16 protein-coding genes and 1 pseudogene are annotated in these 13,380 nt (G+C 61.7%); 11 read left to right on the forward strand and 6 right to left on the reverse strand.

What is annotated here, in order from left to right; all coding sequences use genetic code 11:
• The 6 genes from FW764_RS23065 to FW764_RS23090 all read left to right on the forward strand — a co-directional run.
• Nucleotides 1–340: ribonucleotide-diphosphate reductase subunit beta (locus FW764_RS23065; RefSeq protein WP_032873688.1), on the forward strand; the 340-nt coding region annotated here is incomplete at its 5' end.
• An 84-nt stretch (nt 341–424) separates the two neighbouring features.
• Nucleotides 425–913 carry a DUF1289 domain-containing protein gene (locus FW764_RS23070; protein ID WP_446435877.1) on the forward strand — a complete coding sequence of 163 codons (489 nt, stop codon included), beginning with the start codon at nt 425–427 and terminating at the stop codon, nt 911–913.
• A 330-nt stretch (nt 914–1,243) separates the two neighbouring features.
• Nucleotides 1,244–1,729, forward strand: a complete 486-nt coding sequence (locus FW764_RS23075; RefSeq protein WP_446435878.1) for a YkgB family protein — start codon at nt 1,244–1,246, stop codon at nt 1,727–1,729.
• Between the two features lie 58 nt (nt 1,730–1,787).
• On the forward strand, nt 1,788–2,714 hold the full coding sequence (locus FW764_RS23080) for a class I SAM-dependent methyltransferase (RefSeq protein WP_446435879.1): 927 nt from the start codon (nt 1,788–1,790) through the stop codon (nt 2,712–2,714).
• A 149-nt stretch (nt 2,715–2,863) separates the two neighbouring features.
• Entirely contained in the window at nt 2,864–3,580 is a 717-nt protein-coding gene (pcsA, locus tag FW764_RS23085; protein ID WP_446435880.1) for a phosphatidylcholine synthase, read from the forward strand.
• A 196-nt stretch (nt 3,581–3,776) separates the two neighbouring features.
• The gene (locus tag FW764_RS23090) at nt 3,777–4,556 is read left to right on the forward strand and encodes a TSUP family transporter (RefSeq protein WP_446435881.1); all 780 of its coding nucleotides are present in this window, start codon (nt 3,777–3,779) and stop codon (nt 4,554–4,556) included.
• Here the strand turns inward: FW764_RS23090 and nudC are convergent.
• Both nudC and FW764_RS23100 read right to left on the reverse strand, forming a co-directional pair.
• On the reverse strand, nt 4,524–5,357 hold the full coding sequence (nudC, locus tag FW764_RS23095) for an NAD(+) diphosphatase (protein ID WP_446435882.1): 834 nt from the start codon (nt 5,355–5,357) through the stop codon (nt 4,524–4,526). The genes FW764_RS23090 and nudC overlap by 33 nt on opposite strands.
• A gap of 5 nt (nt 5,358–5,362) precedes the next feature.
• Nucleotides 5,363–6,175, reverse strand: coding sequence for a crotonase/enoyl-CoA hydratase family protein (locus tag FW764_RS23100; RefSeq protein WP_446435883.1), 813 nt, complete (start codon nt 6,173–6,175; stop codon nt 5,363–5,365).
• A 193-nt stretch (nt 6,176–6,368) separates the two neighbouring features.
• Here FW764_RS23100 and FW764_RS23105 point away from each other — a divergent pair, with 193 nt between their 5' ends.
• Both FW764_RS23105 and FW764_RS23110 read left to right on the forward strand, forming a co-directional pair.
• Nucleotides 6,369–7,637 carry a chloride channel protein gene (locus FW764_RS23105; protein WP_446435884.1) on the forward strand — a complete coding sequence of 423 codons (1,269 nt, stop codon included), beginning with the start codon at nt 6,369–6,371 and terminating at the stop codon, nt 7,635–7,637.
• A gap of 59 nt (nt 7,638–7,696) precedes the next feature.
• Entirely contained in the window at nt 7,697–8,251 is a 555-nt protein-coding gene (locus FW764_RS23110) for a UPF0149 family protein (protein WP_446435885.1), read from the forward strand.
• A gap of 7 nt (nt 8,252–8,258) precedes the next feature.
• On the opposite strand, the pseudogene FW764_RS23115 reads toward FW764_RS23110, so the two are convergent.
• A pseudogene (locus FW764_RS23115) lies at nt 8,259–8,537 on the reverse strand (lytic polysaccharide monooxygenase); the annotation flags it as partial.
• Between the two features lie 252 nt (nt 8,538–8,789).
• Here FW764_RS23115 and aroA point away from each other — a divergent pair.
• Nucleotides 8,790–10,046 carry a 3-phosphoshikimate 1-carboxyvinyltransferase gene (aroA, locus tag FW764_RS23120; protein WP_446435886.1) on the forward strand — a complete coding sequence of 419 codons (1,257 nt, stop codon included), beginning with the start codon at nt 8,790–8,792 and terminating at the stop codon, nt 10,044–10,046.
• Nucleotides 10,047–10,078: 32 nt separating this feature from the next.
• On the forward strand, nt 10,079–10,468 hold the full coding sequence (locus tag FW764_RS23125; protein ID WP_446435887.1) for a hypothetical protein: 390 nt from the start codon (nt 10,079–10,081) through the stop codon (nt 10,466–10,468).
• 1 nt (nt 10,469) lies between these two features.
• Here FW764_RS23125 and FW764_RS23130 read toward each other — a convergent pair whose 3' ends face one another.
• Nucleotides 10,470–11,069 (reverse strand): NAD(P)H-dependent oxidoreductase, encoded by a 600-nt coding sequence (locus FW764_RS23130; protein WP_446435888.1) that lies wholly within the window; start codon nt 11,067–11,069, stop codon nt 10,470–10,472.
• A gap of 77 nt (nt 11,070–11,146) precedes the next feature.
• Between FW764_RS23130 and FW764_RS23135 the strand changes: the two genes are divergently transcribed.
• Complete coding sequence (locus tag FW764_RS23135; protein WP_446435889.1) at nt 11,147–11,749, forward strand: TetR/AcrR family transcriptional regulator; 603 nt, start codon at nt 11,147–11,149, stop codon at nt 11,747–11,749.
• 11 nt (nt 11,750–11,760) lie between these two features.
• On the opposite strand, the gene FW764_RS23140 is transcribed toward FW764_RS23135, so the two are convergent.
• Nucleotides 11,761–12,426 carry a GNAT family N-acetyltransferase gene (locus tag FW764_RS23140; protein WP_446435890.1) on the reverse strand — a complete coding sequence of 222 codons (666 nt, stop codon included), beginning with the start codon at nt 12,424–12,426 and terminating at the stop codon, nt 11,761–11,763.
• A 56-nt stretch (nt 12,427–12,482) separates the two neighbouring features.
• The gene (locus tag FW764_RS23145; protein ID WP_446435891.1) at nt 12,483–13,367 is read right to left on the reverse strand and encodes a LysR family transcriptional regulator; all 885 of its coding nucleotides are present in this window, start codon (nt 13,365–13,367) and stop codon (nt 12,483–12,485) included.
• Nucleotides 13,368–13,380: the final 13 nt, after the last annotated feature.

The following is a 13,380-nucleotide window of genomic DNA, read 5'->3' on the forward strand; positions in this document are numbered from 1 at the left end:
CGTGATCAACCAGATCAAAATCGAAAACCCGCATTTGTGGGATGCCGAGATGAAGGAAGAAGCGACCCAGATGATCCTGCAAGGGACTCAGTTGGAGATCGAGTACGCGCGTGACACCATGCCGCGTGGGGTGTTGGGGATGAATGCGGCGATGATGGAGGATTATCTGAAGTTCATCGCGAACCGTCGTTTGTCGCAGATTGGCTTGAAAGAAGAGTATCCAGGCACGACTAACCCGTTCCCTTGGATGAGCGAGATCATGGACTTGAAGAAAGAGAAGAACTTCTTCGAGACCCGCGTGATCGAGTATCAAACCGGCGGCGCGCTGAGCTGGGACTAACTACGACGCAGATCTGAAAAGGTGGGAGCAAGCCCGCTCCCACCTGGGTCCGCGATGTTCTACAGATTTTGCAAATTACCCTTTATGCCCAATCAAACCATCAAGACCCCCTGCGTCGGCCTCTGCTCCACCGTTTACGGTGACCTGGTCTGCCGGGGCTGCAAGCGTTATCACCATGAGGTGATTCAGTGGAATGGCTACAACGCCGACGAAAAGCAGGCTGTTTGGCTGCGCCTGGAGCAGTTGCTGGTGCAGGTGATGTGCAGCAAACTTGAAGTGCTCGACCCGCAACGCCTGCGCCAGCAGTTGGAAGACCGCAAGATTCGCTTTATGCCGCTTCAGTCGCCGTACTGTTGGGCGTATCAGCTTATTGCACGGGGCGCGCGGGTGATTTCTAAACTGGATGCGTATGGGTTGACGTTGCTGCCGGCGTTTCGTGAACGCAGTTTGGCAGATTTGCGTGATGCGATTGATCGGGAGTTTTTCCTGTTGTCAGAGGCGCACTACGAGCGCTACATCGCACCGGTGTTTCTGAAAGAGGCATTTGGGCCAGCCCTGATCGCCACAGCCTAACAAGCACCCCATTTGGATTTGCGTCAGTCAGCAGAGCCAGAACCCATCCCGCGCCGTCTGCAAGCCAGACCGTCCAATCGCTTCCTGGCAAACCCGCGACTCCAAACTCCCCTGCTCCGCCAGCGCCGCCAGCACAAAGCCCGCGTGCGCCGGTCTTTGGCCCTCCTATCTGCTGACGATAGTGCGCCAGGTCGTTTTCACTCAGGTGGCCTTCCAGGTCGGCGCGGGCATAAATGCCGGGCGCGCTGCGAAAAAAAACCCAAGGGTTGTAACGCATGGCCCACAGCGCTCTCTAGTAGTGCACCTCTCACCTTGTATTAAGGACACGCTATGTACCCGCAGATATTTTCTCGCTTTCTTCATCGCCCGTTTGAAATCGAATTCATGCGCTGGGCGCTGGTGCTGATTTTTTTCATCTTCGGCTACTCCAAATGGTTCGACTACGAAGCTCAGGCGTTGCTCCCGCTGATTGGCAACAGCCCGCTCATGTCGTGGATGTACGCCGTGTTTGGGGTCCAGGGGGCCAGCTATGCACTGGGCGCCAGTGAATGGGCCATTGGCCTGGGCCTGGCCATCGGCGCTTGGTCCCCGCGGGTCGCACTGTTAGCGGCAGCTGCCTCCTGCGTGACTTACCTGACCACCGTCAGCATGATCCTGAGCACCCCCGGCGGCTGGGAAGCTTCGGCGGGCGGGTTCCCTGCCATGGGTGGCGCCACCTCGTTCCTGATCAAGGACGTGGTGCTGCTGGCAGGTTCATTGGTGCTGCTCAAGCAGGCGGCGCTGCAGTGCACGAGCCACTGCACAGGACGCAGGTAACCCCGGCGGGCGGCAATTGTGTTTAAAATGCCGCCCGTTCAATGACCGACGCTGACCGATGACCCCAGACGCACTCGCCACCCTGCACGCCCACCTGCTCACCGCCCTGGCCCCCCCACCCGCAGAGACCCGACGCCTGTTCCACGGTCGTGGCCGTTGCTGGCCGGGCCTGGAACAACTGACGGTGGACGGGTTGCAAGGCGTGGTGCTGGTCGCCTTGTTCAAGGAACCCGAGGCCGCGCAGCTGGACGCTTTGAAACAGCTGTTGGTCGAGTTCGAATGGGCCCGACACGGTGCGCACACGGTCGCCCTGCAGCACCGCTACCTGCCGCTAAGCACCACCGAATGGCTGGTCGGCGAGGCGATTGATGAACTGACCATCACCGAAGGTGGCCTGCGTTACCTGATCGACTTGGGTAAAAAGCAGAACTGCGGGCTGTTCCTCGACATGCGCTATGGCCGCAACTGGGTGCGCGAACAGGCCAAGGGCCAGCGCGTGCTGAACTTGTTTGCATACACTTGCGGGTTCTCGGTGGCGGCCATCGACGGCGGCGCCGATCACGTGGTGAACCTGGACATGGCGCGTGGTGCCCTTAGCCGTGGCCGTGACAACCATCGCCTGAATGGCCATGACCTGAGCAAAGTCACGTTTCTGGGCCACGACCTATTCAAATCCTGGGCCAAAGTCACCCACAGCGGCCCTTATGACCTGGTGATCATCGACCCGCCGTCCTTCCAGAAAGGCAGCTTCCTGCTGACCAAGGACTACCAGCGCGTACTGCGCCGTTTGCCGGATTTGCTCACGCCACAGGGCACCGTACTGGCGTGCATGAACGACCCGGCGTTTGGCGAAGATTTTCTGATCGACGGCGTAACCCGCGAAGCACCGGGCCTGCGCTTTGTCGAGAGGCTGCAAAACCCACCTGAGTTTCCGGACATTGATGCGCAATGTGGCCTGAAGGCGCTGGTGTTCCGTCAGGGGTGATGCTGAAACGCCCTACGCTTGCTACGCTAAGTGATGCACCGGGGTGGTGAACCTTATCCCCCCCTTCCCGGTCGATACCTGCATTCCCTGGCCAGACTCGACGGCGTTACGTCGTCGGCTGCCCCGTTTCACCTTTTGGAGAACCGCCCGTGATATCGACCCTGCATGTAGCCAGACTCAAAGCCTGGGGCGCCCACGGCTTTACCGCCACGGGTGTGGTGCTGGCCTTTCTGGCCACGTTGGCCCTGCTGGAAAACTCACCCAAGGCTTGCCTGCTCTGGCTGGGCCTGGCGCTGGTGGTCGATGGGGTTGACGGCTCCCTGGCGCGGCGGGTGAATGTCAGTACGGTATTACCGAGCTTCGACGGCTCGGTGCTGGACCTGGTGATTGACTACCTGACGTATGTGTTTATTCCGGCGCTGTTTATTTACCGCTATATCGATCTGCCGGACTTTACTCACCTGTTCACCGTATCAGTGATTCTGGTGTCGTCGTTGTTCTGCTTCTGCAATGTGAACATGAAGAGTAAAGACAACTACTTTGTCGGCTTTCCTGCTGCCTGGAACGTGGTTGCTCTGTGCGTTTACATTATCCAGCCGCAAGCCTGGGTCACCTTGCTGACGGTGATCGGCCTGGCACTGTTGACCGTGACGCCGATGAAGTTTTTGCATCCGTTTCGGGTAAAACGGTTTATGCCGATCAACATCGCCGTTACCACGATCTGGCTGTTGTGCAGCTTTTTGATGGTGGTGGATTATCCGAACACCAACCCGTGGACCTTCGGGCTGTGGTCGCTGATGTCGGCTTATTTCCTCGGGATTTGTGTGTGGCGCACAGCGCTGGAGTGGATCGGCACCCACAAATAACAACCTGGGCACACGTGAAAAAGCGGGAGGGAGCTTGCTCCCGATAGTGGTGGATCAGTCAATGCACTAAGTGACTGGCACACTGCAATCGGGAGCAAGCTCCCTTCCACATTTGGATCTGCATCAATCTGACAGGTAAGATGCAGGCCTTCGGTACAGCCCCTTCGCTGTACCCTGCCAATAATAAGCCCTGCCCATGCCCTTCGAACTCAGCGTAGACCTCACCACCCTCGCCATTCTGGCCGTCGTCGCGTTCATCGCCGGCTTCATCGACGCCATCGCCGGTGGTGGCGGCCTGCTCACCACACCGGCCCTGCTCACCGCTGGCATGCCGCCGCACCTGGTACTGGGCACCAACAAACTGAGCTCCACCTTCGGCTCCGCCACCGCCAGTTTCACTTTTTACCGGCGCAAGCTGTTTCACCCGCGTCAATGGGTGCACGCCATCGTCGGCACCCTGATCGGCGCCCTCGCCGGTGCTGTAGTCGCCCACTACCTACCCGCTGAAACCTTGAACAAAATGCTCCCGGTAATCGTATTCGGCTGCGGTATTTACCTGCTGTTCGGTGGCACGCCCAAGGCACCGCTGGATGCCAACGCGCCGATCAAGAAGAAATGGCAAAGCACCCAAGGCTTCGGCCTGGGCTTTTACGACGGCGTGGCCGGCCCCGGTACTGGCGCGTTCTGGACGGTGAGCACGATGCTGCTGCACCCCATCGACCTGGTCAAAGCCAGCGGCGTGGCGCGCAGCATGAACTTCGTCAGCAACGCGGCGGCGCTCTCGGTGTTCATCTTCAACGGTTCGGTGGACTGGATCGTCGGCCTGGCGATGGGTTTTTCGGTGATGGGTGGCGCGTTCTTTGGCGCACGCAGCGCGATCAGCGGCGGCGCCAAATTCATTCGCCCGGTGTTTATCACCGTGGTCCTCGGCCTGACGGTGCGACTAGCCTGGCAGCACTGGTTCAGCGTGGCCTAAACGGCGGGCCAAATAGAGGTCGATCAGGTAACGCGCAATCGAGCGTGACGCCGGCAACGGCGGCAGCTCGTGGATGTTGAACCACTGCGCGTCTTCGATCTCATCGGCCTGGGGCACGATGTCGCCCCCGGCGTATTCGGCATGAAAGCCCAACATCATCGAATGCGGGAAAGGCCAGCACTGGCTGCCCATGTACTGGATGTTCTTGACCTCCACCTGCACTTCTTCGCGCACCTCGCGGACCAGGCAGTCTTCGGCTGATTCACCCGGTTCGGCAAACCCGGCCAGGGTGCTGTAGACCCCGGTCACAAAGCGCGGCGAGCGCGCCAGCAGGACCTCGTCACCACGGGTCACCAGCACAATCATGCTCGGCGAAATGCGCGGGTAGCTGCGCAGGTCGCAGGCCTGGCAAAACATCGCGCGCTCGCGCGGCACCTGCACCATCGCCTGGCCGCAACTGCCGCAAAACCGGTGCTCCCGGGCCCAGGTGCCGATTTGCGCGGCATAACCGAGCACTTTGTACAGTGTGTGGTCGCCTTGCAGCATGAAGCCGCGCAGGCCCTGCCAACTGCAGCCCGGCACGTCGCTGGCCGAATTCAGCTCCAGCAAGTACACCGGTTCGCCGTCGAGGTGCCCGATGCCGTGTTCGGCGAACACCGACAGGTCCTGGCGCTTGAGCCATTCGCGCGGAAACAGCGGGCCGTTGGTGTCATGCAAAAAACCTTCGCGGCTGCGCGCGACGGCCCAGCCACCGGGGGTGTCGTTGTCCAGCAGCGTTGTGGTAATCCAGCCTGGGGTCATGTCAGTCAATCCACGAATTCGGGTTTCTGCTTGCTCATATGGGCCGCGATGGCCACGCGCAGGTCGTTGGATTGCAACATAGCCGAGTTCCAAGTGGCAACGTATTCCAAACCATCATTGACCGTATGGTCACGCATATAGCTGATCATGGCCTTGGTGCCGGTCACGGCAATCGGCGATTTGGCGGCGATCTGCTGGGCGATTTCCATGACGCCAGCCAACAGGCTGTCGTAGTCCGCATACACGCGATTGACCAAGCCGATGCTGCGCGCTTCTTCGGCGCCGAATGGGCGGCCGGTGTAAGCCAGCTCACGCAACATGCCGTCGCCGACAATGCGCGGCAGGCGCTGCAAGGTGCCGACGTCGGCGGCCATGCCGATATCGATTTCCTTGATCGAGAATTGCGCGTCGTCTGCCGCATAGCGCATGTCACAGGCGCTGATCAGGTCAATGGCGCCGCCGATGCAATAGCCGTGAATCGCCGCCAGTACCGGTTTGCGGCACGTGTCGACGGCGTTGAACGAGGCCTGCAGTTCGAGGATCTTGCGACGCAACAGGCGCGCGTTGCGGCCTACGTCCTTGCCGAACGCGTTGGCCACCGAAGCCAGCAGCATCAGGTCGATGCCGGAAGAAAAATGCTTGCCGGCGCCGCTGAGCACTACGGCGCGCACAGCGTCGGTGTCGTCGACCCACTGGAAGATGTCGATGATTTCGCTCCAGAACGCCGCGTTCATCGCGTTGATCTTTTCCGGGCGGTTGATCTGCACATGGGCAACGTTGCCGGTGAGTTCGACGACGAAAGCTTGGTATTCGGACATGGCAGTGATCCCTGACTGGCGAGTGATAAGGCCCGAACTATAACAAGGGAGCGCGACGGCGCATCGGCCAAAAACGGGACTGGCAAACGTAATGAAATGTTGTGGGCGCGGGCTGCCTGCAGCGCCGATACATTTCACCCCAAAGGGCCCGCATTATCGGCTATACAATCAAGGACCTTGCTTGGAGCCGCCTATGCCGCCCACGTTGCGTTCCTCGTTGATGCTGGCCCTGGTGGTCGTGCTGACCGGCGTTAGCGCCGGCATGGGTGGGCTGCTCCTCGCGTTGCTGCTGCATGGTATTCAGCACCTGGCCTACGGCTACAGTCTCGACAGCCTGGTCAGCCATGAAACCTTTTTATGGGGCGTCACGGCAGCGGCGCCGCAGCGGCGCTTACGAGTGTTAGTGATCTGCGGGCTGGTCGCAGGCGTGGGCTGGTGGACGATCTATCGCTACGGGCGCCCGTTGGTGAGCATCAAGCAGGCCGTCTCGCAAAAGCGACCGATCATGCCGCCCAAGACCACCCTCGCCCACGCCATCCTGCAGATCATTACCGTGGCCCTCGGTTCGCCATTGGGCCGTGAAGTGGCGCCGCGTGAGGTTGGCGCGCTGGCGGCGACGTGGTTGTCGCAACGTGCGCGGCTGGAACCCGGCATGCATCGGTTGATCGTCGCCTGCGGCGCGGGTGCCGGGCTGGCGGCGGTGTACAACGTGCCGTTGGGTGGCGCGGTGTTTGTGCTGGAAGGGCTGCTGGGTGCATTCAGTTGGCCGGCGGCGATTATTGCGTTGGCGACGTCGGCGATGGCGGCGGCGGTGGCGTGGGTCGGGCTCGGCGCGGAGGCGCAATACGCAGTGCCGCATTTTGTGCTAAGCCCGGCATTGATCGCCTGGGCCGTGGTCTGCGGCCCGGTGTTTGGCGTGGCAGCTTACGGTTTCAGCCGCTTTACCGGTGCCGCCAGGGCCAATGCGGCGCGCGGCTGGCGGCTGCCGGTGCTGTCGTTGATCAACTTCACCCTCATCGGTGGGCTGGCGATGCTGCTGCCGCAGATCCTTGGCAACGGCAAAGGCCCGGCGCAGCTGGGTTTCGACAATGAGCTGACCATCGGCCTGGCCGCCATCTTGCTGCTGGTCAAAGTGCTGATCACGGCCAGCAGCCTGCGCGCCGGCGCCGAGGGCGGGTTGCTGACCCCAGGCCTGGCCAATGGCGCGTTGCTGGCGATCATCCTCGGCGGCGCCTGGAGCCTGGTGTGGCCCGGCGTGCCGCTGGGCGCGTTTGCGATCATCGGTGCGGCGGCGTTTCTGGCGGCGAGCATGAACATGCCGCTGACGGCGATTGTGCTGGTGGCGGAGTTCACCCGGATCGAGCATGACTTTCTGGTGCCGATCATTCTCGCGGCGGTGGGTGCGATGTGCGTGAGCAAGCTGTGCCAGCACGGTGAAAAGGCTGGAAAAAAGCCAGCCTAAGCGCCATCCTTCACGCTTTAAGCCGCCCGCAGCGGCGCTCGACGCCCAAAGGAATTGCCATGCACGCCCACCCCCTGGCCCCCGCCGATTTCGAATTCATCGAAGACACCCTGCTCAAGTACGGCGACGATCATTCGGTGCTGAACCTGGCCGAACTCGACGGCTACTTCACCGCACTGGTCTCAAGCCCGGCCCAAGTGGAAGTCGATGAATGGTTCCCGGCGATCTGGGGCGGGCAGAACCCGGACTGGGAAAGCGTGGAAGAGGCCCAGCGTTTCCTGGAACTGTGCGTGCGCCACATGAATACGCTGGCAGCGCAACTGGCGACCGATGCCCAGGCGTTCAAGGCGCGTTTCGACGAAACAGACCATCAGGGCCAAGCCGTAACGCTCGCGGAGGAATGGTGCTTTGGCTATATCCGCGGTGCCACGATCGGCAACTGGCCCGAATTGCCCGCCGAACAGGCCGGGCAACTGGAGAAAATTTCCTGGTGCGCCGAGCAAGACAACTTCGAATTGCCGGCGGACCTGGATGTAAACGCCCATCAACAGCGGGCCAGCGCAATCGAACCGGCTGCACGGGCGCTACATGACTACTGGTTGAGCCAGCGCTGAGCCGGGCTTACTTGAAGCCCAGGTCAAACACCTGATAGAACGCGTTGCCGGTGTTGGCCACGATCCACATCCGTACCACTACGTGCCGACCTTTCTTGCCCTTGGGCAACATCACTTGATGCACGGCCTTGGCTTTCACCTCATCGGCGTGCTGGTAGTAAGGCACCTGGGTGTAGAAGTCTTCAAAGAACGGCTTGGCCTTCAATTGGGCGCGACTGATGCGCTGCTTGGGAGCCCCGCCATCCTTCGTGATAAGCCGACAATAGCCCCGGGAGACGTGGGCGGCGCTGCTTCTCTCGGAAAGCTCGTACATCGGTCAAGTATCGCGGAGTAAAGGCTATTGCCCTGCATAGGAAGAGTTACTTGTCCTACCCAGTGAAGGGCGATACAGCTACAAGCAGTGTCCATAAGCTGATCACGCCGCAAATACGCGCCGTACAACGATCCCCGCTCGACAAGCGTGGCGTGTTTGGCTGATTATTCGGGTCCGCCCGTCGGCCACTCCACGCCACCTTGCCTTGATCAGGAGCCTTGTACCTTGAGTTCGCAGAAAACCGTGACCGTTACACCGCCCAATTTCCCCCTGAACGGCAAGGTTGCGCCCCCCGGCTCCAAATCCATTACCAACCGCGCCTTGTTGCTGGCGGCCCTGGCCAAGGGCACCAGCCGATTGAGCGGTGCGCTGAAAAGCGATGATACCCGCCACATGTCCGTGGCCCTGCGCCAGATGGGCGTGACCATCGACGAGCCGGACGACACCACCTTCGTCGTCACTGGCTGCGGCAAGCTGCAATTACCAGCGCAGCCGTTGTTCCTCGGCAATGCCGGCACCGCCATGCGCTTTCTCACCGCAGCCGTAGCGACGGTCGAAGGCACCGTGGTGCTGGACGGCGACGACTACATGCAAAAGCGTCCGATCGGCCCGCTGCTGGCGACCCTTGGCCAGAACGGTATCCGCGTCGACAGCCCCACCGGCTGCCCACCAGTGACCGTGCATGGTTTGGGCAAAGTCCAGGCCAAGCGCTTTGAAATCGATGGAGGCTTGTCCAGTCAATACGTGTCTGCCCTGCTGATGCTCGCCGCCTGTGGCGCGGCGCCGATTGAAGTGGCGCTGACTGGCAAGGAGATTGGCGCGCGCGGCTATGTGGACCTGACCCTGGATTGCATGCGGGCCTTCGGCGCGCAGGTCGAAGTGGTCGACGACACCACCTGGCGTGTGGCCCCGACCGGCTACACCGCGCATGATTACTTGATCGAACCCGACGCCTCTGCGGCCACCTATTTGTGGGCCGCCGAAGTGTTGACCGGCGGGCACATCGACATCGGCGTCGCCGCGCAAGACTTCACCCAACCGGATGCCAAGGCGCAAGCCGTGATCGCGCAGTTCCCGAACATGCAGGCCACGGTAGTCGGCTCGCAGATGCAGGACGCGATCCCGACGCTGGCGGTACTCGCCGCCTTCAACAACACCCCGGTGCGTTTCACCGAGCTGACCAACCTGCGTGTGAAGGAATGCGACCGCGTGCAGGCGCTGCACGACGGCCTCAACGAAATTCGCCCGGGCATTGCGACCATCGAAGGCGACGACCTGCTGGTCGCCAGCGACCCTGCACTGGCCGGCACCGCGTGCAACGCGCTGATCGACACCCACGCCGACCATCGCATCGCCATGTGCTTTGCGCTGGCCGGGTTGAAAGTATCGGGAATCCGTATTCAAGACCCGGACTGCGTGGCCAAGACCTATCCTGAGTACTGGAAGGCCTTGGGCAGCCTTGGGGTCGCACTGAGCTACTGAAGCAGCCGCGTCGGTTCGGGGAGGGCAAGCACATGACAATTCGCCAACCCTGCCCACCCGGCGCTTGTGTCTGCGAGCGTGAAAAGTTGCTGCAGACGCCCGACGCCGACTTGCGCATTCTCAACCTGACGCGCCAGGAGGAGAAAAAGCTGATCGAACGCCTCGAAGACCTCAAGAGCCTGCAAGACCTAGAACACCTGCAGCAGCGGATGTACGAGCTATTGGGCATTCGTGTGCATGTCGCACCAGGCCACACCGAGGTCAAGAGCATGCGCGGGATTCAGATCGTCATCGACGACCTGCCGGGCATGTGCCGCAAGAGCCGGCAATCAATTCCGGCAGCGATTCGTCGCAGCATGGAGAAACGCCCGGAGATTGCTTACCGGTTGCTGGATGCCCACGATCTGTTTCGCGAAGGTTGAATCAGCCCGCTACAGCCTCGCCCTGAAACAGCCCCTGCCCTACGGCTTTCGCCGTGTGCAAATGCGCTTGGGCGCTACCGCCTTCAGATTCCAACAGCAACTCGGACGTCACCACCTGCGCCCCGCAGTAATCAAAGATCCCGTAGTCGATCTGCGTGCGCATCGCCTTGGCATAGCCGTGGCGATCAAATGCGCCGGCATCCGCCGCGCCGAGCGCCAGCAGGTGCACCTGCAAGTGCCGCAGCTTTTTAACCACCGGCGTATCGGGGCCGTAGTCGATGGCCCAGCCGTTGACGAATACGCGGTCGATCCAGCCTTTGAGCAAGGCCGGCAGCGACCACCAATAGATCGGGAACGCGAGAACCAGGGCGTCCGCGCGGTCCAGGCGCGCTTGTTCGGCAAGCACGTCGGCAGGCGGGATGGCACGGCTGCGGTGTACGCGATGGTCGGCGCCGTTGTAGCGCGGGTCGAAACCTTCGGCGGCGAGGTCGGCGATCTCGAAGGTGTGGCCTGAGGCTGTCAGCCCCGCCGCCACCTGTGCGGCGAGGCCGTGGGTGAGCGATTGTGGGTCGTGATGAGCAACAACGATTAGTGCGTGCATGACAAGGACTCCCTTTCGGCCTAGGATAAGCTACTTTTGGTAAGTTACGCCATTTAAGTTACTTTTGGTATATAAGCATGTCAAGCACTGAATCCCCTGCCCCACGCCGCCGTCTTTCACGCGAGGATCGCCTGCGCCAATTGCTCGACGTGGCTTGGCAACTGGTGCGCGAGGAAGGCACCGAAGCCCTGACCCTGGGCCGCCTGGCGGTACTGGCGGGCGTTACCAAGCCGGTGGTGTATGACCATTTCGTCACCCGTGCAGGGTTACTCGCCGCGCTATATGAAGACTTCGACGGGCGTCAGAACCAAGTATTTGCCGAGGCCCTCGACACCCGCGGCGCCACACTGGATGAACGCGCACAGGTGATCGCCTCGTGCTATGTCGATTGCGTGTTGCTGCAGGGCCGGGAAATTCCGGGAGTGGTTGCCGCTCTGAGCTGTTCGCCAGAGCTGGAAACCCTCAAGCGCAAGTGCGAGGCGATCTTCCTCGACAAATGCCGCGCTGCCCTGGCACCGTTTGCGCCGCGAGCCACAGTGTCCCAGGCCGGGTTGCGGGCGATGCTCGGCGCGGCGGAGGCCTTGTCCCAGGCAGCCGTGAGTGGCGAGATCAGCCGTGACGAGGCGCAGCAGGAGTTGCTGGCGACGATCCTGGCCATGGTCAATCGCGGGCGTGTTTAGCCCACTTGCCACTAGCGTTCAGCGATAAACCGCTGAACCTTGCGCGCCAGTTGGTCAAGGTGCCGATCGCGCTGTTTCTCCGCGTCCACCATCGCCCGCTTGCCGTGCTTTTGCAGCAGGTACGTATGAATCTGCCGCACTTCCAGCGAACTATAGATAGCCGCCACGTCGAGCACGCCCATCAACCCATCAGTGCCATAGCTGCGCGTGTTCATCAGCACCTGTGTGCCCCGCGCACCGCGCACTTGAAAGCCCATGGCGGTGAACGCCGGGACCTTTTCCACAGCACATGCCAACTCGGCGTGGGGATAGCGCGCCAGCACCTCCTGCAGCATTGCGCGTGCCACACCCTGGCGGCGCAAACCCGCCTGAACCGCCATGAACGCGATACCGCAGGCTTGTGGATCATCTTTCACCGGCAGATAGAGGCAGAAGCCAACCAGCTTTTCTTCATCCATTGCCACAACCAGCTCAACGGCAATGCCCTTCGAGCCATCCAGCGCTTCAAGATACCGGTGCACCTCAAAGCCGACGGCGTACTGATAAATGTTGTAGAGCAGGTTACTCGGCGGCAATGCGACGCTGCTGATGTCGGTGAGGTTATCCACCACCATCTGCAGGATCTGGCTGTTGATCGGCTCGGGGCACGGCGTGGTGTAGCGGGTAAGGCTGAACATGCAAATTCCTGGGGTTTCGCGTCAAGGCAGCGGCGATTGTACCTGCTGCGGTCGGTTCATTGCCCGCACACCTCACGCAAACAGCTGCGCAACCAGCGATGGGCCAGGTCGGCATCCAAGCGTGGATGCCAGAGCATCGCCACGGTAAACGTCGGTATCGCGAACGGCAGCGCAAAGCTGTACAACCCTTCGCGCTGATGGGCGGTGTAGCGTTCGGGCACGCTCGCAATCAAGTCGGTGTCACGGGCCAGGGCAATGGCGGTGGCGAACCCGGCGACGATGGTGCTGATGTCGCGCGCGAGACCCTGGGCTTGCAGGGCGTCGTCAACCTGGCCACGCTCGAGCCCGCGCCTTGATACGTAAACGTGCTGGCCCTGGGCAAAACGCGCTGCGCTGACCTCACCCTGGCTCAATGGGTGGCCGCTGCGAACCACGCCGACCAGGCGATCACGAAACAGCGCCTGGGTCAGCACCTCGGGGCTCGCGCCAGGGTCGACCACGCCGATGGCCAGGTCGACGCTGCCTTCGCGCAGCAGGGCGTAGTCGTTGTCGGTCTTGTTGACGAAGCGCAGCCGCACGCCGGGTGCCTCTTGGGCGATACGCGCCAGCAACGCCGGGCCAAGGTTTTCTACGAATTCCTCACTGGCACGCAGTGTGAACGTGCGCGTCACCTGACCCATGTCCAAGGATTGTGCGGGGCGCAGCACGGCCTGGGCCTCCTGCACCAGCCGGCCGACCTGTTCACGCAGCGCCACGGCGCGCGGCGTCGGCACCAGGCCGCGACCGGCGCGCACCAGCAACGGGTCACCGGTGGTTTCGCGCAAGCGTGCCAGTGCGCGACTCATGGCTGACGGGCTCAGACGCAGGCGCTGGGCAGCGCGCGCAACGCTGCCTTCGGTCAACAGCACATCCAGGGTGATCAGCAGGTTGAGATCAGGCATCGGCAATCCTCAT

This window comes from Pseudomonas sp. 1152_12, from assembly GCF_052850675.1.